The sequence below is a fragment of the Wolbachia endosymbiont (group A) of Lasioglossum fulvicorne genome, assembly GCF_964028605.1.
Lineage (GTDB): Bacteria > Pseudomonadota > Alphaproteobacteria > Rickettsiales > Anaplasmataceae > Wolbachia.
The window spans coordinates 735,174-754,952 of sequence record NZ_OZ034798.1; the positions used below are offsets into that span (position 1 = coordinate 735,174).

The following is a 19,779-nucleotide window of genomic DNA, read 5'->3' on the forward strand; positions in this document are numbered from 1 at the left end:
GGTTGAGTGCCAGCAGCATATAGTTATGACTTAAGGAAAAAAGCAATGGAAGCGCTAGAGGAGGGAGGAAGCAGAGAAACAGTGGCAGCAAGATTTAAAATTGGACGAACTACTTTATGGGAGTGGCAGCAAAGAAGAAAAGAAACAGGAGACTTTCAATCAAAAAAACTTGGAAATGGAGGTTACAATCACAAAATTACCGACTGGGATGCCTTTGCTAAATTTGCCAGAGAAAACGGAGGAAAGACTCTGTCGGAAATGGCTAAACTTTGGGGCAACGTTAGTATCCAAACGATCCACCGAGCTCTCAGAAAAATTGGATTTACGCGCAAAAAAAGACATATGGATACAAGGAAAGAAACGAAGAAAAACGTGCTGAATTCTTAAAAATTATAGCAACAAAAGAACCAGAAAACTTAGTTTATATAGATGAGTCTGGCATTGATAACACAGAGGACTATCCATATGGGTATTGCCAGAAAGGACAGCGGTTTTATGGCCTAAAATCTGGGAAGAAAACTCAACGAATCAGTATGGTTGCAGCCTTAAGTAGAAGAAAGATAGTTGCTCCATTAACCTTTGAAGGCCACTGTAATATGGATGTTTTTAATGGATGGTTTGAGCAATTTTTGACACCGATCTTGGAACCTGGACAGACTGTCATTCTTGACAATGCTACTTTTCATAAGTCTGGTAAGATTATCGAGCTTGCTAGAGGAGTTGGTGCAGAAATTTTGTATCTGCCGCCGTATTCTCCAGATTTCAACAAAATTGAGCATCATTGGTTTGCTATAAAAAACAGAGCTAGGAAAAACATTCCTCTATTCGAATCCTTTCGTCGTGCTGTTGATTCTGCCTTCTTATGACCTGTTCGGACTATTATGAGAAATGCTATAACTGACCGTAGCAGTGCTGTGAGAATGGTCGAAAATGCAAAAGAAAACCTCTCGGGAGTTAAAAATGTACTGGTTGATGCAGGCTATACTGGAGAGAATTTTGCAACTCAAATAAAAACGATTATTGGTGCAACCGTTGAAGTGATAAAAAGAAATGAATTACATTCCTTTGTTGTATTGCCCAAAAGATGGGTTGTGGAGCGATCTTTTGCTTGGTTAGAAAAATGTAGAAGATTGTGGAAAAATTGTGAGCGAAAACTCAATACTAGCCTACAAATGGTCGTTCTGGCTTTCACTGCCTTACTTCTGAAAAGATTATGAACAGGCTCTTATAACACTCTGCAAGATTCTCCTCATTGATAAGGTGTATTAGCGATGTAAATTTTACCCGCTTATCTTGCTTCGCTCTTACCGCTATCTGGTTTAGTTTTTCTTGCATATTCCTCCAATCTCTGTTGTATCAGTATTGCAATCCCTATTCCAGTTGCTATATTGCTGACCGCTTCCCCTTGTATGTGACACTCTGAGTACTATCAATCAGTCCGACTTCCTTTGCATCTTCCGTTAGTCCTCGCCTTTGTTGACTTGTTCCAGCGTACCTTAGTAGGAATACAAAGGATCTCCCAAGTTCATTTAGAATCCATTTCAATACATGACACGGCCTCTGATCCCGATAGAGTGAGTGATAACTTGCCTTATTGTTACCCTCCATACTGCCTTCCATTTTATGGAAAATGTCGACCTCCATCACTTCATTTTTATTTCTGAACTCAATACCTTCATTTTCATTGCACCCTATATTGTCCATTCCATTAGCTTTACTACGCTCGTTACCTCACGCAGCATAATGGTCTGTTCTAGGCTGTTGGCTAGACTTTGCCTAAGTTGGATTTTCACCAACTGTATTCTAAACGCTTACTTGGCGCACCCATAATTAAACACAATTAGGAGACGAATAATTGTACACTATTTTTCGCAAATGTTCAACCTCTGATTACTCCTTATTTTTTGCTCTTCCTGCACGCTTACGTTCATTTGGATCAAGGAATTTCTTGCGTAAACGTATAGATTTTGGAGTTACTTCCACCAATTCATCATCATCTATATATGCTATCATATCCTCCAGTGTCATTATCTTTGGAGGAGTGAGCTTTATAGCTTCATCACTACCTGAAGCTCTTACGTTTGTTAATTGCTTACCCTTTAACACATTTATCTCCAAATCATTGTCACGGCTGTGCTGGCCGACAACCATACCACAATATACCTTATCCTGTGGCTTAATAAACATAATTCCCCTGTCTTGCAAATTGAAAATTGCATATGCCACAGCCTCACCCTTATCTGTAGAAATTAAAACTCCATTGCGCCTTCCAGAAATTGGACCTCTACGTGGAGCATAACTGTGAAATAAACGGTTAATTATGCCTGTGCCACGAGAATCAGTTAAAAACTCTCCTTGATAACCAATTAATCCTCTTGATGGCACTAAAAACGTTAATCTTGTCCTGCCATTACCAGAAGGTCTTATGTCAGTCACTTCACCTTTTCGGAAGCTGAGTTTTTCCATGATGATTCCACTATATTCATCATCTACATCAATTACTACTTCCTCTATAGGTTCAAGTTTTTTACCGCCTTCTTCTTTAAATAACACGCGAGGGCGTGATACAGAAAGCTCAAAACCCTCCCTTCTCATATTTTCAATTAACACTCCAAGCTGCAACTCACCGCGTCCACCTACTTCAAATGCTTCACCGCTTGGTGCCAAAGTCACAGTAATTGCAACATTTGTTTCTGCTTCCGCGTATAAGCGATCCTTTATAGCAGTTGAAGTAAGCTTTGTACCTTCTTGCCCAGCAAAAGGTGAATCATTAACGCTCAGAGTAATCGCCATTGTCGGCGGATCAACTGGAGTTGAGCTTACTGCAGTTGTAACTTCTGGCGCCGCTATAGTATCTGAAACCGAAGCTTCCTCAAGTCCTGCAATTGCAATTATGTCTCCCGCCACAGCTTGTTCTACTGGAATACGTTTCAAGCCAGAAAATGAGAGCAACTTAGTTAATCTTCCTCGCTCGACTACTTTACCATCGAGGTCAAGCACCTTAAGATCTGAATTGACTTTTGCAACGCCCTGATAAACCTTTCCTGTCAATATTCTGCCAAGAAACTTATCAGACTCAAGTAGAGTGACCAACATAGCAAAAGGTGCATTTTGATCATAAACAGAAGGTTTTATATAATCTATAACCGTTGAAAATAATGGGCTTAAATCTTTTCTTTCATCAGAAAGCTCCTTAGCACACCAGCCATTTCTACCTGAAGCATACAACACTGGAAAATCTAGCTGCTCGTTGGTTGCATCAAGGTTAAAAAATAACTCATATATTTCATTTAATACTTCATCAATTCTGCTGTCTGGTCGGTCGACCTTATTGATTATCACAATTGGCTTCAAATTTGCTTTTAGTGCTTTTGAGAGCACAAATTTTGTTTGTGGCATGGGACCTTCTGCAGCGTCAACCAACAGCAACACACCATCTGCCATGCACAACACCCTTTCCACTTCCCCACCAAAGTCCGCGTGCCCTGGCGTATCAACAATATTGATCTTTTCATCGCCCCACATTATTGATGTACATTTTGCAAGTATTGTAATTCCGCGTTCACGCTCTTGATCACCACTATCCATCACTCGTTCTTGAACTTCTTGATTCTCGCGGAACGTGCCACTTTGTTTTAACATGTTATCAAGTAAAGTAGTTTTACCGTGGTCAACGTGTGCGATTATTGCTATATTTCGGATCGATTTAAATTCGTTCATTTTCTATCATTTCAAAATTAATTTAGTAATAAGTATACATAAAATACACTTGGAGTAAATAACTAAAGCTGTGTATAAATGCTGTGTTTCCAAGATATTATAGGATTACTTTGTTAAATATTCTCTACTCCCAGGTTTTGTTATGGGTAGTTGTTTTAATTCACTTGGAAGTTCTTCCTCGCTGTAGTTTTTGATGTTCAGTTCAATCAAAGATATGACAGGAAAAGGCAGTTTCGTTTCGCTATTTCTCTTTATCAAAGAAGCTTCAGCAACAACTTTACCTCCTTCCCCTTCTGCACATTCCACTGCTTCAAGTGAAGATTTTCCTGTGGTTATCACATCCTCGATAAGTAATATTTTCTCACCATTTTTGATCTTAAATCCACGGCGTAATTCAAACTTGCCATTAACACGCTCGCAAAACATTGTCTTTATTCCAAGCTGCCTGCCAATCTCATAACCCACAATTATTCCACCAATTGCAGGAGATAATATTAAATCTATGGAGCTATTTAATTCTTTTTTTATTTTATCTGCTAATAATGCGCAAACTTTCATGGCTCTGCTTGGATTTTCAAAAATCTTCGCACACTGTATGTATGTGTCACTATGCAGCCTGGATGATAAAACAAAATGCCCATGCAAAATTGCTTCTGCTTCTTTAAATTCTTTTATTATTAGGTTATTTTCGTCTAATATCATTTTTTAAGTTTCACTATTACATTCTTTATTAATTATCTGAGTGATACAAACATCAGACCACACGTTTATTGCAGTTTCAAACATATCGATGATTGTATAAATAGGCAAAATCAGTCCCATAATATGCAGAGGAACATTCATCGACATGAGATAACTGGTTGCCATAAAATAGCACCCCATCGGCACTCCAGCGTTACCAATTGCAGCCCCTGTAGCTAAAAAAATCCATATCAACATTTCGCTTAAGGAAAATACGTATCCGTTCATTTCTGCAACAAACATTACAGTGATTAGTATAAATGCAGCACATGCATTCATATTAATTGTTGTGCATATTGGTAAAATAAAAGACGATAATTTCTTTGGCACCTTTAGCTTGTTCTGCACACACTCTATAGTTGTTGGCAATGTTGCACTGGATGATTTAGAAAAAAACGCAAGTGTGAGTGCCGGCATAACCCCTTTCAGCGTTTGAATTGGTGATATGCCTTTATACCACATAAGTAGCGGTAAAATCAGAAATGCCTGCACAAAATTTGCAGACATTATGCAAACAAAGTACCATAAAAGATTGTAGAACTCACTACCGCCTTTTAATTCATGCAAAAAACATGTAATAAAAGACCAAACAGCAAGCGGAATAAATTTTAATAATCCTTGAGCAATTTTAAGTAGCGTATCAAAAAGTGCAGAGAATACTTGATATAATATATCCTGCTTTTCTTTTGAAAGTGAAACAATAGCTCCACCCATCAAAAAAGCGATTAATATGCTACCAATCATATTATTTTCAAGAAAAACTTGCACAAAATTCGAAGGAATGAGTGATTTTAAATATGAAAAATAACTGTGGTTATTGCTGCTAATACTCCCTATTGTATCACTTATGAAATTTTTTCTTGCTGGATCTATTAACAAATAAAACGATAATGCAACAAATGCAGCTATAATAGTTGTAAGCAGAGTATAAAATAGTGTTTTCTTAACTAAGACTTTGATTTCAATTGAGTCTTTGAGCCCGGAAATTGTGGAAACTATGGATAAAAAAACCAGAGGTAGACTTATTAATTTGAGCAAGCTGATAAAGATATCACTAAATAGCTTTGCTATTTCAAATATGATTTCATTGTTTAGGTAGTAAGCAACTATTGCAAGCAGTATAGAAAAGAGTATTGCAAACTTGTGCATTGAAAATAAAACTTCAAAGTAACATTATACAACAATTTTGCTGTTTTGGAATCAGATTGATATAAAAAGTCTTGCAAATTAGGCAAAATGTTAATACTTAACTTGTAACTGAATATGGGGGTAATATGTATACAGAACGTGAAAACCTTAAAAAACGTGAAGAGCTTAAAAAACGTGAAGAGCTTAAAAAATATGAAGAGCTTAAAAAATATGAAGAGCTTAAAAAACATGAAAAACTTAAAGAAAATAAGGAATTTATATTGTTTCATGTGCTCTTAGCAATAATAGGTAGTACATCGGGGGCTTCTGTAGGTTCTAGATTAGGTTCCGTAACTTTATCACTTCGAGTAGTAGAAGTTCTTTTCTGTGGGTCTTTAGTAGGGCCAATAGTGTTTGTTGCAAGTAATCTTGTACTCGCCGGTAGACCAAAAAAAGTGCACGAAGAAATGTTATCTAAATTTGGTAATGGCTATTGTGGAGTAGTTTTGTTTTTTTTGAGCTTCTGGGCCACTAGTGCTGCAATCAGAGTTGTTGCTAGTATAGCTGCAAATGCCACTTTGCCTGGTGCAATGGTGTCAGGAGCTTTAATGCTAGGAATAATCGGGGGTATAGTACCAGTTATAAGCTTCTCTGCAACGAATTATGTAATAATGCCTATAGCTGAGAAAGTATAGCATTTCTCATAATAGTCCGAACAGGTCATAGGAAGGCAGAATCAACAGCACGACGAAAGGATTCGAATAGAGGAATGTTTTTCCTAGCTCTGTTTTTTATAGCAAACCAATGATGCTCAATTTTGTTGAAATCTGGAGAATACGGCGGCAGATACAAAATTTCTGCACCAACTCCTCTAGCAAGCTCGATAATCTTACCAGACTTATGAAAAGTAGCATTGTCAAGAATGACAGTCTGTCCAGGTTCCAAGATCGGTGTCAAAAATTGCTCAAACCATCCATTAAAAACATCCATATTACAGTGGCCTTCAAAGGTTAATGGAGCAACTATCTTTCTTCTACTTAAGGCTGCAACCATACTGATTCGTTGAGTTTTCTTTCCAGATTTTAGGCCATAAAACCGCTGTCCTTTCTGGCAATACCCATATGGATAGTCCTCTGTGTTATCAATGCCAGACTCATCTATATAAACTAAGTTTTCTGGTTCTTTTGTTGCTATAATTTTTAAGAATTCAGCACGTTTTTCTTCGTTTCTTTCCTTGTATCCATATGTCTTTTTTTGCGCGTAAATCCAATTTTTCTGAGAGCTCGGTGGATCGTTTGGATACTAACGTTGCCCCAAAGTTTAGCCATTTCCGACAGAGTCTTTCCTCCGTTTTCTCTGGCAAATTTAGCAAAGGCATCCCAGTCGGTGATTTTGTGATTGTAACCTCCATTTCCAAGTTTTTTTGATTGAAAGTCTCCTGTTTCTTTTCTTCTTTGCTGCCACTCCCATAAAGTAGTTCGTCCAATTTTAAATCTTGCTGCCACTGTTTCTCTGCTTCCTCCCTCCTCTAGCGCTTCCATTGCTTTTTTCCTTAAGTCATAACTATATGCTGCTGGCACTCAACCTCCTTATCATCGTCTATCCTTATCTTATCACATCCGGACTTCTATGAAAAGAGCTATAGTCACGTTTGTGACTATATTGTTTTGCACAAAAAACAACCAAATATGTTTATTATGTGATATAAGTGACTTACATAAGCTCTGAACAATACTAGAATACCTCCCGTTCCATAAAGAACATTTTTGATTTTTAATTTCATCATTAATTTTCTTTGATCTGAAGAAGTTTTCAAAATCTTCTTGACCTTCATAACCATTTAATATATTACCATGCAGTATTCCCCTTCTATAAAAGGCTTCTACATAGGTCTCTCCTTCACCGGGAACTTCTTTGCCAAATTCACAGCAAAGCGTTGCTAAAGCTCCAAAACCCCTTGGTTTTACTTTACCTAACATCGAAAATGCAACTTTTAATATGCCGTTGTCCTTTAAAAATTTTAAACAAGTTGTTTTTTTTCCATTAATCTGTACTGGGCTAGCAAGTGCAATGATCAGCTCCTCTAAAGCCTCAGGAGCGTTTGCTTCCGCTGCATGTAACATATTTGGCACATTACTGATTATGCCATTGTCTTTCAAAAACTTTAAATAAGTTATGTGTTCTCCATTATGTAGAATCTGTCCATTAATTAGCTTTTTACATAATACCTCTAAAGCCTCAGGAGCGTTTGCTTCCGCTGCATGTAACATATCTGACACATTACTGACTATGCCATTTTCTTTCAAAAACTTTAAATAAGTTATATTTTTTTTGCGATGTAGAATCTCTTTCCCAATTAGCTTTTTACATAATACCTCTAAAGCCTCAGGAGCTTTCTTTCCTGATCTGCTTAACATGGAAGATACATTACTCATTATCCCTGCGTCTTTTAAAAACTTTAAGTAAGTTGTGTCTTCTCCGTTAATCTGTACTTTTTCCCCTTCAATCTTTATTATTTTAGTGAGTGTAGTGATCATATCTTCTAAAGCCTCAGGAGCTTCCTTTCCTGATCCGCTTAACATGGAAGATACACTTCCCATTATCCCTGCGTCTTTTAAAAACTCTAAACGAGTTATGCATTTTCCATTATGTATAATCTGTCCACCAATTAGCTTGTTATATAATCCCTCTAAAGCCTCAGGAGCTTCTGCTCCTGCTGTATGTAACATACCGGATATATCACCTAGTGAAATACCCACCTTTTTGAGCTTTTTTAGAAACTCCCCCTCTTGTCCATCCTCAGAAAACAATTTACCATATAATGTGTTAAAGATCTTAATAGGATCTGTCCCTATCTTACGCAAAATACTCGATACTTCTCTGTAAATATCACTACTAGATAAAATTTTAAACTTATCAATTCCTTCGCTACACAAAAAACCTTTAAAAATTTTAAAAACTCTTACTCCTTGTTGATCAACTACCAATTTAGCAAAAGAACTGATTTGCTTGATATCTTCTCCAGCTGTTTTATAAGTAGATTGAGTGTTTTCTTTGTTTTTGATACGTTCTAAATAACTTTCCGCTTTTTTTATATCAAGACTTGTTCCTTCAAAGCTTTCTAACCAACGTAACATTACTTCCTCACATTCGCAGTAATCTCCTCCTTCATTTTTAATAATGCTTTCTAGATCTTTATTATGTGACTTGAATACCAGTTTTTTTTTAAACTCTCTCACCAATTCTTTCTTACCATATTTTGCGATCAGAGAGTCCTCTTGACCTAAAAGTTTCTCTTCTTCTTCCGTAAATTGATAATACCTATCATTAGGTCCCTGGGAAAGAAAATCTTTTAAAATTTTAAGATCCATACCACGACCTTTAAGTCGCTTACATTCTACAATATCATCACTAGTACTAATGACAAAATATTCCACTTCTTTTTTTTCTCTTTCAACCAATTTTAAAAAAAACTCAAATTGACCTTCAAGAAAACCCAATATTTTTTGATCATCATCAAACTCTATTCCATGTTGAAAACTTATGCAGATACACTTTTCGCCTTTACGTTTGTCTCCATAACTTAAAAGAACATGATTATCCTCCCCCGACCAGTGTCGCCCAAAGTTTATAGATAACACACCATAATCGCTTGCTCGACCTACTTTAAATAACCTATGAATCAAGAAAATCAATAATTTTAATCTCGACTCAATCGCAGGAACCTTATCCGCTATCCAATGAGACTTCCTATAGTATTCTTTAGCCTGTTCAGACGCATTAGTTTCTGACCAATTGAGATAAATTTGTTTTGTAAGAACCTGTACATGATCTCAAGAAAGGAATAAACTAAGAGATAATATATATAAGTTAGGATATATGAGGAGTTTATACCCAAGTGATATAAGTCGGGAAAGATTTGAGATTATGTTACCAGATCTAGAGTCCTGTAGAAAAAAAACAAAACCAAGAAAACTTGATTTGTATGATGTATTTTGTGGAGTGTTATACGTTCTGAAAAGCGGTTGTCAGTGGAGAATGCTACCAAAAGAGTTTCCAAAATGGCGCAATTGTTACGACTATTTTAAGAAGTGGAGTGAAAAACCAGATGCAGATAAAGAAAGTGTTCTGGAGCTGGTGTTAAAAAAAAATAGTTGGCGTGGTCCGACAAAACAATGGTCGGAAAGAAAAAACCAGCTTCTGCATAATTGATGCACAGAGTGTAAAAAATGCAGATACTGCTGAAGAAAAAGGCTATGATGCAGGCAAAAAGATTTCAGGAATAAAACGCCATATTGCAGTAGATACGCAAGGTTTGCCCCATGCAATTTATATAACAACAGCAGAGATATAGCTCTTTTCATAGAAGTCCGGATGTGATAAGATAAGGATAGACGATGATAAGGAGGTTGAGTGCCAGCAGCATATAGTTATGACTTAAGGAAAAAAGCAATGGAAGCGCTAGAGGAGGGAGGAAGCAGAGAAACAGTGGCAGCAAGATTTAAAATTGGACGAACTACTTTATGGGAGTGGCAGCAAAGAAGAAAAGAAACAGGAGACTTTCAATCAAAAAAACTTGGAAATGGAGGTTACAATCACAAAATTACCGACTGGGATGCCTTTGCTAAATTTGCCAGAGAAAACGGAGGAAAGACTCTGTCGGAAATGGCTAAACTTTGGGGCAACGTTAGTATCCAAACGATCCACCGAGCTCTCAGAAAAATTGGATTTACGCGCAAAAAAAGACATATGGATACAAGGAAAGAAACGAAGAAAAACGTGCTGAATTCTTAAAAATTATAGCAACAAAAGAACCAGAAAACTTAGTTTATATAGATGAGTCTGGCATTGATAACACAGAGGACTATCCATATGGGTATTGCCAGAAAGGACAGCGGTTTTATGGCCTAAAATCTGGAAAGAAAACTCAACGAATCAGTATGGTTGCAGCCTTAAGTAGAAGAAAGATAGTTGCTCCATTAACCTTTGAAGGCCACTGTAATATGGATGTTTTTAATGGATGGTTTGAGCAATTTTTGACACCGATCTTGGAACCTGGACAGACTGTCATTCTTGACAATGCTACTTTTCATAAGTCTGGTAAGATTATCGAGCTTGCTAGAGGAGTTGGTGCAGAAATTTTGTATCTGCCGCCGTATTCTCCAGATTTCAACAAAATTGAGCATCATTGGTTTGCTATAAAAAACAGAGCTAGGAAAAACATTCCTCTATTCGAATCCTTTCGTCGTGCTGTTGATTCTGCCTTCCTATGACCTGTTCGGACTATTATGAGAAATGCTATAACTGACCGTAGCAGTGCTGTGAGAATGGTCGAAAATGCAAAAGAAAACCTCTCGGGAGTTAAAAATGTACTGGTTGATGCAGGCTATACTGGAGAGAATTTTGCAACTCAAATAAAAACGATTATTGGTGCAACCGTTGAAGTGATAAAAAGAAATGAATTACATTCCTTTGTTGTATTGCCCAAAAGATGGGTTGTGGAGCGATCTTTTGCTTGGTTAGAAAAATGTAGAAGATTGTGGAAAAATTGTGAGCGAAAACTCAATACTAGCCTACAAATGGTCGTTCTGGCTTTCACTGCCTTACTTCTGAAAAGATTATGAACAGGCTCTAAGATAATACCCTTTGCAACCTTCATAGTATTTCAACCAGCACAAAAATTTTTTTCGAAATTTGCTATAATTATCTTGATCGATTTCTATCAATTCCCGTAATTCTTCTATATTAGGCTGACCAACTGCAAGCACAAACGTGTCCAGGAAGCGTTCTTGTAATTTTTTAAATTCTCCTTCAGAATGTTGTTCTTCAAAAAAAAATATAGGTTCTAATAGCTCTAGCAATCGTTTCTCAACTGATTTCTTAAGACCAAATAATAGTGATTTGACTTTTTCTTTTTTGCATTTTGAAAAATGTTTTAATAGCTTCTTAAGCTCGTCCCTTATTTGAGGAAAATGTTCTAATTCTTGAAGAATTTTCATCCTTGTTTTTGCTGAAATAGGATCCAGCAGCGACAAAAGTTTTTCTCTCGAATTTTTTGAAAATACATAAAACTTTGATTTTTTATCACTCGCGTAGAAGAGGTCGAATAAAACTTGAGTCTCTTCTCCAATAGATAATTCATCAAATAAATTCTCACCAATGTCATCCGACAAAACTTCATTAGTATAAAGAATATTGTACTTTATTCTATCTCTCAACTCATTACCCACCTCACAAAAAGAACTGAAGTACTTAAAAATAGAAAATGGTGCGTTCTTTCTTCTTTTTCCCTCAGGAAATAACTTTGCAGAACCAATAGCACTGTAGACAGGTTCTTTAATTGTAGATTTAATCTGTACGTTAATAGTTTTACCTTGATGATCAATAATTAAATCATCACATTTACCATGTAACTCTTGACTTCCTTCAGTCGACATTTTTAGATCTTTATATTTTTCTTTATGAATATCAAATGCACGATAAGCACATAAGATTAAAACTCCTATTTGGTATAATATCCCTGTAATATCAAAAGGGGTATTATTGAGTTCACTTTCTTTAAATTTAACTTTCTCTAAATTGTCTGTCATCAAATCATCTAGCTCTATATTTTGATGATTTTTATCGAAACTTTTTCCAAAATTAAAGTCGTTACCAGTTTTTGTATTTACTGGTATGGGAGTTTTTAATACCTCTTCTGCTGCATCCATCATTACTCTTTTCATAAGTTTTTCTACTTCACCTACTTTTCCATCTTTAGCTTCTACAATCAATTCGTCGTGAACTGGGAGGATCATTTTACCGTCTTCTTTTTTTAACTTTGTGTGAAGCCCTATCATTGCAAGCTTCATTATATCAGCACGAGTTCCTTGAATTGGCAAATTCACTGCCCTCCTCCTCTCGTGTTCTTTTATATCAGGAATTTTGCTTGCTATATACGGCAGATCGTATCTTCTGCCAAACGCAGTTTTTACGTATCCTAGTGCCCTTGCATCAGTTAATACTTCCCGCCTATAGTCTTTTATTTCTTCATAAGATGAAAAAAAACTCTCAATAAGTTCTTTAACTTCTGGAATAGACCTTCCCAGTCTTTCTGCAAGACCAAATGGAGTCATACCATATATAATCCCTAAAACAAGAGTCTTCGCATTGTGCCTTGACTGCTCATCTACTTTTGCCCCATCTGGCAATCCGAAAAACTTCCTTGAATTAATTTCATAAATATCTTTCTCGCTTTTAAAAGCATCTTCAAACCCCTTAATACCTGCAATTTTTGCAATAATTCTTAATTACATTTGCACGTAATCACATGAGATAAACTGATGTCCTTCCCTCGCAGTAAATGCCTCTCTGATATGGTACGCCTCTTCGCCTCTGCAAGGGATATTCTGTATATTAGGATCTTTGGTAACAACTGCTCCAAGTTTAGTGATGTCATATGTTGGCTTTATTACCCCTTGATTTGACTCGGCACTATCTATATACGCTTTAATTTTCCCCTTCAGTTTATCATCAACTTTTTCTAACAGAAGTTTTAGCATTTCTGTATTTAACTTTATCCCATTCTTTCCTATATCAAGCAATACTCCCTGAAAAACCTCATCGTGATCATTCTGGGTATGTGATCGAACATCATAAATGCCTTTCCCCCTCCCAACGTGAAAATTTTGATTAGCAGCAGGCTTTTCACCCTTTTGAGACGAGCATTTCTTTCGTTCTCTTAGAGCCTGTTCATAATCTTTTCAGAAGTAAGGCAGTGAAAGCCAGAACGACCATTTGTAGGCTAGTATTGAGTTTTCGCTCACAATTTTTCCACAATCTTCTACATTTTTCTAACCAAGCAAAAGATCGCTCCACAACCCATCTTTTGGGCAATACAACAAAGGAATGTAATTCATTTCTTTTTATCACTTCAACGGTTGCACCAATAATCGTTTTTATTTGAGTTGCAAAATTCTCTCCAGTATAGCCTGCATCAACCAGTACATTTTTAACTCCCGAGAGGTTTTCTTTTGCATTTTCGACCATTCTCACAGCACTGCTACGGTCAGTTATCTCTGCTGTTGTTATATAAATTGCATGGGGCAAACCTTGCGTATCTACTGCAATATGGCGTTTTATTCCTGAAATCTTTTTGCCTGCATCATAGCCTTTTTCTTCAGCAGTATCTGCATTTTTTACACTCTGTGCATCAATTATGCAGAAGCTGGTTTTTTCTTTCCGACCATTGTTTTGTCGGACCACGCCAACTATTTTTTTTTAACACCAGCTCCAGAACACTTTCTTTATCTGCATCTGGTTTTTCACTCCACTTCTTAAAATAGTCGTAACAATTGCGCCATTTTGGAAACTCTTTTGGTAGCATTCTCCACTGACAACCGCTTTTCAGAACGTATAACACTCCACAAAATACATCATACAAATCAAGTTTCCTTGGTTTTGTTTTTTTTCTACAGGACTCTAGATCTGGTAACATAATCTCAAATCTTTCCCGACTTATATCACTTGGGTATAAACTCCTCATATATCCTAACTTATATATATTATCTCTTAGTTTATTCCTTTCTTGAGATCATGTACAGGTTCTGAGAACAAGCCGCGTAAAAATAAGGTTATAAAAATAATAGAAGATTTATAGCATTTCTCATAATAGTCCGAACAGGTCATAGGAAGGCAGAATCAACAGCACGACGAAAGGATTCGAATAGAGGAATGTTTTTCCTAGCTCTGTTTTTTATAGCAAACCAATGATGCTCAATTTTGTTGAAATCTGGAGAATACGGCGGCAGATACAAAATTTCTGCACCAACTCCTCTAGCAAGCTCGATAATCTTACCAGACTTATGAAAAGTAGCATTGTCAAGAATGACAGTCTGTCCAGGTTCCAAGATCGGTGTCAAAAATTGCTCAAACCATCCATTAAAAACATCCATATTACAGTGGCCTTCAAAGGTTAATGGAGCAACTATCTTTCTTCTACTTAAGGCTGCAACCATACTGATTCGTTGAGTTTTCTTTCCAGATTTTAGGCCATAAAACCGCTGTCCTTTCTGGCAATACCCATATGGATAGTCCTCTGTGTTATCAATGCCAGACTCATCTATATAAACTAAGTTTTCTGGTTCTTTTGTTGCTATAATTTTTAAGAATTCAGCACGTTTTTCTTCGTTTCTTTCCTTGTATCCATATGTCTTTTTTTGCGCGTAAATCCAATTTTTCTGAGAGCTCGGTGGATCGTTTGGATACTAACGTTGCCCCAAAGTTTAGCCATTTCCGACAGAGTCTTTCCTCCGTTTTCTCTGGCAAATTTAGCAAAGGCATCCCAGTCGGTGATTTTGTGATTGTAACCTCCATTTCCAAGTTTTTTTGATTGAAAGTCTCCTGTTTCTTTTCTTCTTTGCTGCCACTCCCATAAAGTAGTTCGTCCAATTTTAAATCTTGCTGCCACTGTTTCTCTGCTTCCTCCCTCCTCTAGCGCTTCCATTGCTTTTTTCCTTAAGTCATAACTATATGCTGCTGGCACTCAACCTCCTTATCATCGTCTATCCTTATCTTATCACATCCGGACTTCTATGAAAAGAGCTATAAATTATTTTTATAACCTTAGGCAAAATAGTTCGTATGTAGATATGGATGAAATGGGCTAATATGGGTAGTTTTAGCGTATAGTAAAATTATTATATTAAAAAGTTCGTATGGTACACATGGTAGACCAACCCATTCCAAAGCAAAGTGTTCTCACGTTTCTTGGTTTTGATTGCTGGAAATGGCCGCATTATTTAGATTTCTAGTAAAGTTTTTACTCAATTAGTATGATCTATGTTTGCGAATAACATAAGCATTAAGGTAACTTTTATAATATGAATTTGAAACAACCTTTAATAGAAATGAAATAGTCCTAATGTACCCTGAAGCTTTTGTAATGACTAGTTTATATGACAGCTAATATGGAATTCAAAGATGCAGAGGGGAGATATATATCACAGGTATCAGGCCTAAACAATATTAAAATTATGACCTTAAGGGATAAGGGGGGTAATGAATACACCTTAGATGTAGGAGGTGATGATCTTAAGTTAAAATACAGGCCATCTGGTGAAGATGAAGTCGAGTATAAAGTTGATGGTTTAGCAGAGGCTATGAAGAGTTTACTTGATGTGAGAAGTAGTAGTGGCAAAACAGTTCTTGCAGAGAAAGTAGCGGAAAAACCTATAGTAGAAGAGATATTTTTTGCAAAGGACGAAGATGGTTCTAGAATTTCTGATACTATACTAACTCGTACGTTCGCTAGGAAAGATGATACATATCGCTATATGACGAGAAATTTACAGAAAAAAGCTAACGCTGATAATGTATATACCAAGGAAGATATAGATAAAAAACTAGCAATTAAAGCTGATATTGGGGATGTCTATACTACACTAGCTATAGATCATAAACTAGAAGCTAAAGCTGACTCCTCCGTCACGTATACTAAGGAAGAGGTAAATCAGAGATTTTTCCCAGTTGGAGAAAGTCAGAAGTTAGCAAAGGAGGTGCTGAGGAAACGTGTAGGAGGAAAATCAATATTAGTTGATGAGTTGGGGAGGATTTTTGATGACGAAGAACTATGGTATGGTAATGAAAATGGGCAAACAGCAAAAGATTTCTTGGCAGAAAAAGGCAATTTTGCTAAAGCTGATGGCTCTAATATAAAAGTTCTAGAATTCACGAAAAAAATACTTGGTGCAACAGAAGACATAGGAGAAGGGAAAAAGAAATCAATTTTAGTGGAAAAATTAGGCGGATTTCTTGATCAAACCGCTGATAACGAAAATGCTTATGACGGTAAGATAGCAAAAGCTTTTTTAGGAGATAAAGGAATGCAGGGATTAAAAGGTGCGGATGGTGCTCAAGGTCCAGCAGGTAAAGATGGAAAAAGTCCATCAATTGAGGAAGTGGCCGTGCAGCTACTTACTGATGAAAATAAAGATATATTGGGAAAAACAGTACTTGATATAACTGATAGCACTGGTCAAAATCTTGCTACTCATGTTGCTAGTAAAATAAATCTTAATTCGCAGGATTTCATAAATAAAGCTGATCCAATAAAACTCGCTGAGTTGCTTTTTAATAAAAGTAACGTAGATCAACTTGAAGCCAAAAAGATTGCCAAAGATAAAGTTAGCCCGTATAAGATTTCTGAACTAGTATTTAACGATGCTAAGAATGCTCTAGTAGAGAATCACCAGTGGGATCGAGAGAGCTTTATTGAAGATGTAATAGAGAAGGCCAGCACTTCTAGATTAGCTGAGTTGTTATTTGATGCTGGCGGTATAGAGAAAGGCGAAGCGAAAAGAATTACTGAAGGGAAGGTTAACCCTGAAAAATTAGCTGAATATTTGTTTAATGCAAGTGGTTTAGGGAATAATATAGATGAGTCAAAGATGGTGGTCAATAATGTGACTCAGCACCTTTTGAATACTAAGGCAGATGAAATAGGGAAAGCGGTTGTGAACGATAATGAAAATAGAGAGATCTTAGCAGGTAGTCGCACTTTGCAGGAAGGGGTGGCAGAAAAATTAAGAGAAAATCCAGGAAAGACAAGGGGAATAAAAGGAGATCCTGGTCAAAGGGGAGAAGTAGGTCAAGATGGGAAAAGCCCAGCACCTGATGCAGTAGCTCAAGAATTAATTAGTAGCAACGCAGCTGAATTGGTACAAGCTATTCTAAATGTGAAAGGCAAATTTGATAATGATGTAAAACCGGCTCTAGAAACTTATCTTGTGAATAACAGTAGCTTTCAGAAAGCTGTAGCAGGAGATCAAGATTTGAGGACTACAGTAATAACTAATTTGATCGAAAATAGGGATTTCTGCAATGTTGTGAAAAGAGATGCAGGAGGTCTGTCAATTGATAATCAGCCTTTTTTTGAAATTTCAAATGATCCAAATGATCCGCTTTCTTGCGATTGGTAATGATTTTCGCTAGACCAACTGGTCCGAAAAACGAACGATTATCACCACCCTTGGTTTTGAGTGCCGGAAATGATTGTATCGTTTAAGTTTATTGGTATTACATGCTACCAAATTAATGGCTATTCACTTAAGAACCTCCTTTGACTTTACACAATCCGATACACATACTTTTTTAAACGCAAATTCTAGATGACTTTGTTGCATAGCACTGATAGGCATGTAAATCACAAGATCTGCTGCGAATCTAGAAGGAAAAGTTTAGAGTATGAGGTTAGGAAAAAACATTAAGAAGTAAAGTTAAAAACCATGCCTAAGATTCACAATACTTGCAATAATATTGAATCTCAGGTTATATTTTTTCTGAGAATTGCGATAAATGTTTGACATAATCTTAAATATTTTTATCTCCCTGATCTTGTTTTCTACCCGCATCCTGAACGATGCCAGTTTTCTATTGTGCTCCTTTTGCTCTGGTGTTAAAGGCTTTTTACGATACTTTTTATACAGTATCACAACATTACTTTGCAACTTTTGCCAGCCCTGATAGCCAGAATCAGTATATTTTATGCTATCTTTTGGAAGAAATTTCTCTTGTTTTCTTATCTTAAAATCATGCATTCGACCTCTATGCGACCTCGAAACTGACAAAATTTTTCCTCTCTCCTCGATCACAATTTCAGTTTTCATAGTGTTGGTTCTTTTTTTTCCTGAATATGATTTCTTCCGTTTTTTACTATCTTCTGGCCTCTGTATTTCCTGTTCTGTAACATCAACCAGAATCTTTAGTATTTTTTCTGGTATCATACTTCTATCCTTTCTTATAGTAACTTTTTTGGCAAGTAATGGCTCTATTTTCTTCAGTAACCTGCATACATTTGCGTTGTGCATATTGAATAGGCACCCTAAAAATCTGTGTGTTATGTAAGTGCGATAGTACAAAATTACGCAAAATAACTTATCTTCCAGGGTTGGTAGTTGTGATCTTCTACCATGACACTTTTTCTGCTTTTCAAGTCTTTCCCACTCAGACCTCACTTTTTCCACCACCTTTTCGAACTCCTCTATAGTTAAACCTGCTATATTACGAAAGTTTCTTGGGTGTTTCTTCATCTTATAGTAACTAAAGCTCATTTTTTTACCTTACTCAATCTGCTTATTCTTCTTCTACCTCTCTCGCATCATTTTTTCAATCACTTTTCGCACACACACACACACAGCAGGTCTTAGAACCTGTACATGATCTAAAGAAAGGAATAAACTAAGAGATAATATATATAAGTTAGGATATATGAGGAGTTTATACCCAAGTGATATAAGTCGGGAAAGATTTGAGATTATGTTACCAGATCTAGAGTCCTGTAGAAAAAAAGCAAAACCAAGGAAACTTGATTTGTATGATGTATTTTGTGGAGTGTTATACGTTCTGAAAAGCGGTTGTCAGTGGAGAATGCTACCAAAAGAGTTTCCAAAATGGCGCAATTGTTACGACTATTTTAAGAAGTGGAGTGAAAAACCAGATGCAGATAAAGAAAGTGTTCTGGAGCTGGTGTTAAAAAAAAATAGTTGGCGTGGTCCGACAAAACAATGGTCGGAAAGAAAAAACCAGCTTCTGCATAATTGATGCACAGAGTGTAAAAAATGCAGATACTGCTGAAGAAAAAGGCTATGATGCAGGCAAAAAGATTTCAGGAATAAAACGCCATATTGCAGTAGATACGCAAGGTTTGCCCCATGCAATTTATATAACAACAGCAGAGATAACTGACCGTAGCAGTGCTGTGAGAATGGTCGAAAATGCAAAAGAAAACCTCTCGGGAGTTAAAAATGTACTGGTTGATGCAGGCTATACTGGAGAGAATTTTGCAACTCAAATAAAAACGATTATTGGTGCAACCGTTGAAGTGATAAAAAGAAATGAATTACATTCCTTTGTTGTATTGCCCAAAAGATGGGTTGTGGAGCGATCTTTTGCTTGGTTAGAAAAATGTAGAAGATTGTGGAAAAATTGTGAGCGAAAACTCAATACTAGCCTACAAATGGTCGTTCTGGCTTTCACTGCCTTACTTCTGAAAAGATTATGAACAGGCTCTAAACATTCTCAATTTATGAGACAAGCTGATATCACGTATTAATAGCTCATAATTTATTTTATTACTGGCAAATTGTGCAGTGCGGAAAACTTTTACTTTTGTCCTGATATCTTCTCCTTTAGCATCAGTTAAGGAAAAATCTA

The 19,779-nt window shown here is 36.5% G+C and carries 13 protein-coding genes and 4 pseudogenes; 8 read left to right on the top strand and 9 right to left on the bottom strand.

Annotated elements, in window-relative coordinates:
• Nucleotides 1–6 precede the first annotated feature (6 nt).
• Together ABWU71_RS03985 and ABWU71_RS03990 are read left to right on the top strand one after the other, a co-directional pair.
• A protein-coding gene (locus ABWU71_RS03985) for an IS630 family transposase (RefSeq protein WP_353284076.1) occupies nucleotides 7–866 on the top strand; the annotation gives its coding sequence in 2 pieces (ribosomal slippage) (nucleotides 7–331 and nucleotides 331–866; 861 coding nt in all).
• Between the two features lie 27 nt (nucleotides 867–893).
• A pseudogene (locus tag ABWU71_RS03990) lies at nucleotides 894–1,217 on the top strand (transposase); the annotation flags it as partial.
• Between the two features lie 673 nt (nucleotides 1,218–1,890).
• Here ABWU71_RS03990 and typA read toward each other — a convergent pair.
• The 3 genes from typA to ABWU71_RS04005 all read right to left on the bottom strand — a co-directional run bounded on the left by typA (nucleotide 1,891) and on the right by ABWU71_RS04005 (nucleotide 5,610).
• Nucleotides 1,891–3,720 carry a translational GTPase TypA gene (gene typA / locus ABWU71_RS03995; RefSeq protein WP_353284077.1) on the bottom strand — a complete coding sequence of 610 codons (1,830 nt, stop codon included), beginning with the start codon at nucleotides 3,718–3,720 and terminating at the stop codon, nucleotides 1,891–1,893.
• A 105-nt stretch (nucleotides 3,721–3,825) separates the two neighbouring features.
• Nucleotides 3,826–4,422: an orotate phosphoribosyltransferase gene (pyrE, locus tag ABWU71_RS04000; protein WP_353284078.1), complete on the bottom strand. Its 597-nt coding sequence runs from the start codon at nucleotides 4,420–4,422 to the stop codon at nucleotides 3,826–3,828.
• 3 nt (nucleotides 4,423–4,425) lie between these two features.
• On the bottom strand, nucleotides 4,426–5,610 hold the full coding sequence (locus tag ABWU71_RS04005) for a dicarboxylate/amino acid:cation symporter (RefSeq protein WP_353284079.1): 1,185 nt from the start codon (nucleotides 5,608–5,610) through the stop codon (nucleotides 4,426–4,428).
• A gap of 125 nt (nucleotides 5,611–5,735) precedes the next feature.
• Between ABWU71_RS04005 and ABWU71_RS04010 the strand changes: the two genes are divergently transcribed.
• On the top strand, nucleotides 5,736–6,284 hold the full coding sequence (locus ABWU71_RS04010; protein WP_353284080.1) for a hypothetical protein: 549 nt from the start codon (nucleotides 5,736–5,738) through the stop codon (nucleotides 6,282–6,284).
• A gap of 25 nt (nucleotides 6,285–6,309) precedes the next feature.
• Here ABWU71_RS04010 and ABWU71_RS04015 read toward each other — a convergent pair.
• Nucleotides 6,310–7,169 (bottom strand): IS630 family transposase gene (locus ABWU71_RS04015; RefSeq protein WP_353284076.1). Its coding sequence is split into 2 segments (ribosomal slippage): nucleotides 6,310–6,845 and nucleotides 6,845–7,169, totalling 861 coding nucleotides; the frame shifts between segments, so codons are not numbered across the junction.
• A 33-nt stretch (nucleotides 7,170–7,202) separates the two neighbouring features.
• Nucleotides 7,203–9,230 carry a hypothetical protein gene (locus tag ABWU71_RS04020; protein WP_353284081.1) on the bottom strand — a complete coding sequence of 676 codons (2,028 nt, stop codon included), beginning with the start codon at nucleotides 9,228–9,230 and terminating at the stop codon, nucleotides 7,203–7,205.
• A gap of 238 nt (nucleotides 9,231–9,468) precedes the next feature.
• Between ABWU71_RS04020 and ABWU71_RS04025 the strand changes: the two are divergent.
• The 3 genes and pseudogenes from ABWU71_RS04025 to ABWU71_RS04035 form a co-directional block, all read left to right on the top strand.
• A pseudogene (locus ABWU71_RS04025) lies at nucleotides 9,469–9,940 on the top strand (IS5 family transposase); the annotation flags it as partial.
• A 62-nt stretch (nucleotides 9,941–10,002) separates the two neighbouring features.
• Nucleotides 10,003–10,862 (top strand): IS630 family transposase gene (locus ABWU71_RS04030; protein ID WP_353284076.1). Its coding sequence is split into 2 segments (ribosomal slippage): nucleotides 10,003–10,327 and nucleotides 10,327–10,862, totalling 861 coding nucleotides; the frame shifts between segments, so codons are not numbered across the junction.
• Between the two features lie 27 nt (nucleotides 10,863–10,889).
• A pseudogene (locus ABWU71_RS04035) lies at nucleotides 10,890–11,213 on the top strand (transposase); the annotation flags it as partial.
• Here ABWU71_RS04035 and ABWU71_RS04040 read toward each other — a convergent pair.
• From ABWU71_RS04040 to ABWU71_RS04050, 3 genes and pseudogenes are all read right to left on the bottom strand, one after another.
• Nucleotides 11,208–13,130, bottom strand: a pseudogene (locus tag ABWU71_RS04040) (DNA polymerase A family protein). The pseudogenes ABWU71_RS04035 and ABWU71_RS04040 overlap by 6 nt on opposite strands.
• 190 nt (nucleotides 13,131–13,320) lie before the next feature.
• Nucleotides 13,321–14,113, bottom strand: a protein-coding gene (locus ABWU71_RS04045) for an IS5 family transposase (RefSeq protein WP_265023453.1) whose coding sequence is annotated in 2 segments (ribosomal slippage) — nucleotides 13,321–13,848 and nucleotides 13,850–14,113 — 792 coding nt in all. Because the reading frame shifts where the segments join, the coding sequence is not laid out codon by codon here.
• A gap of 139 nt (nucleotides 14,114–14,252) precedes the next feature.
• A protein-coding gene (locus ABWU71_RS04050) for an IS630 family transposase (protein WP_353284076.1) occupies nucleotides 14,253–15,112 on the bottom strand; the annotation gives its coding sequence in 2 pieces (ribosomal slippage) (nucleotides 14,253–14,788 and nucleotides 14,788–15,112; 861 coding nt in all).
• A gap of 412 nt (nucleotides 15,113–15,524) precedes the next feature.
• On the opposite strand from ABWU71_RS04050, the gene ABWU71_RS04055 reads away from it, so the two are divergent.
• Nucleotides 15,525–17,546: a hypothetical protein gene (locus ABWU71_RS04055; RefSeq protein WP_353284082.1), complete on the top strand. Its 2,022-nt coding sequence runs from the start codon at nucleotides 15,525–15,527 to the stop codon at nucleotides 17,544–17,546.
• 297 nt (nucleotides 17,547–17,843) lie between these two features.
• On the opposite strand, the gene ABWU71_RS04060 is transcribed toward ABWU71_RS04055, so the two are convergent.
• Nucleotides 17,844–18,656 carry a transposase family protein gene (locus tag ABWU71_RS04060; RefSeq protein WP_410530403.1) on the bottom strand — a complete coding sequence of 271 codons (813 nt, stop codon included), beginning with the start codon at nucleotides 18,654–18,656 and terminating at the stop codon, nucleotides 17,844–17,846.
• Between the two features lie 178 nt (nucleotides 18,657–18,834).
• Between ABWU71_RS04060 and ABWU71_RS04065 the strand changes: the two genes are divergently transcribed.
• Nucleotides 18,835–19,627 (top strand): IS5 family transposase gene (locus ABWU71_RS04065; RefSeq protein WP_353284084.1). Its coding sequence is split into 2 segments (ribosomal slippage): nucleotides 18,835–19,098 and nucleotides 19,100–19,627, totalling 792 coding nucleotides; the frame shifts between segments, so codons are not numbered across the junction.
• Nucleotides 19,628–19,779 lie beyond the last annotated feature (152 nt).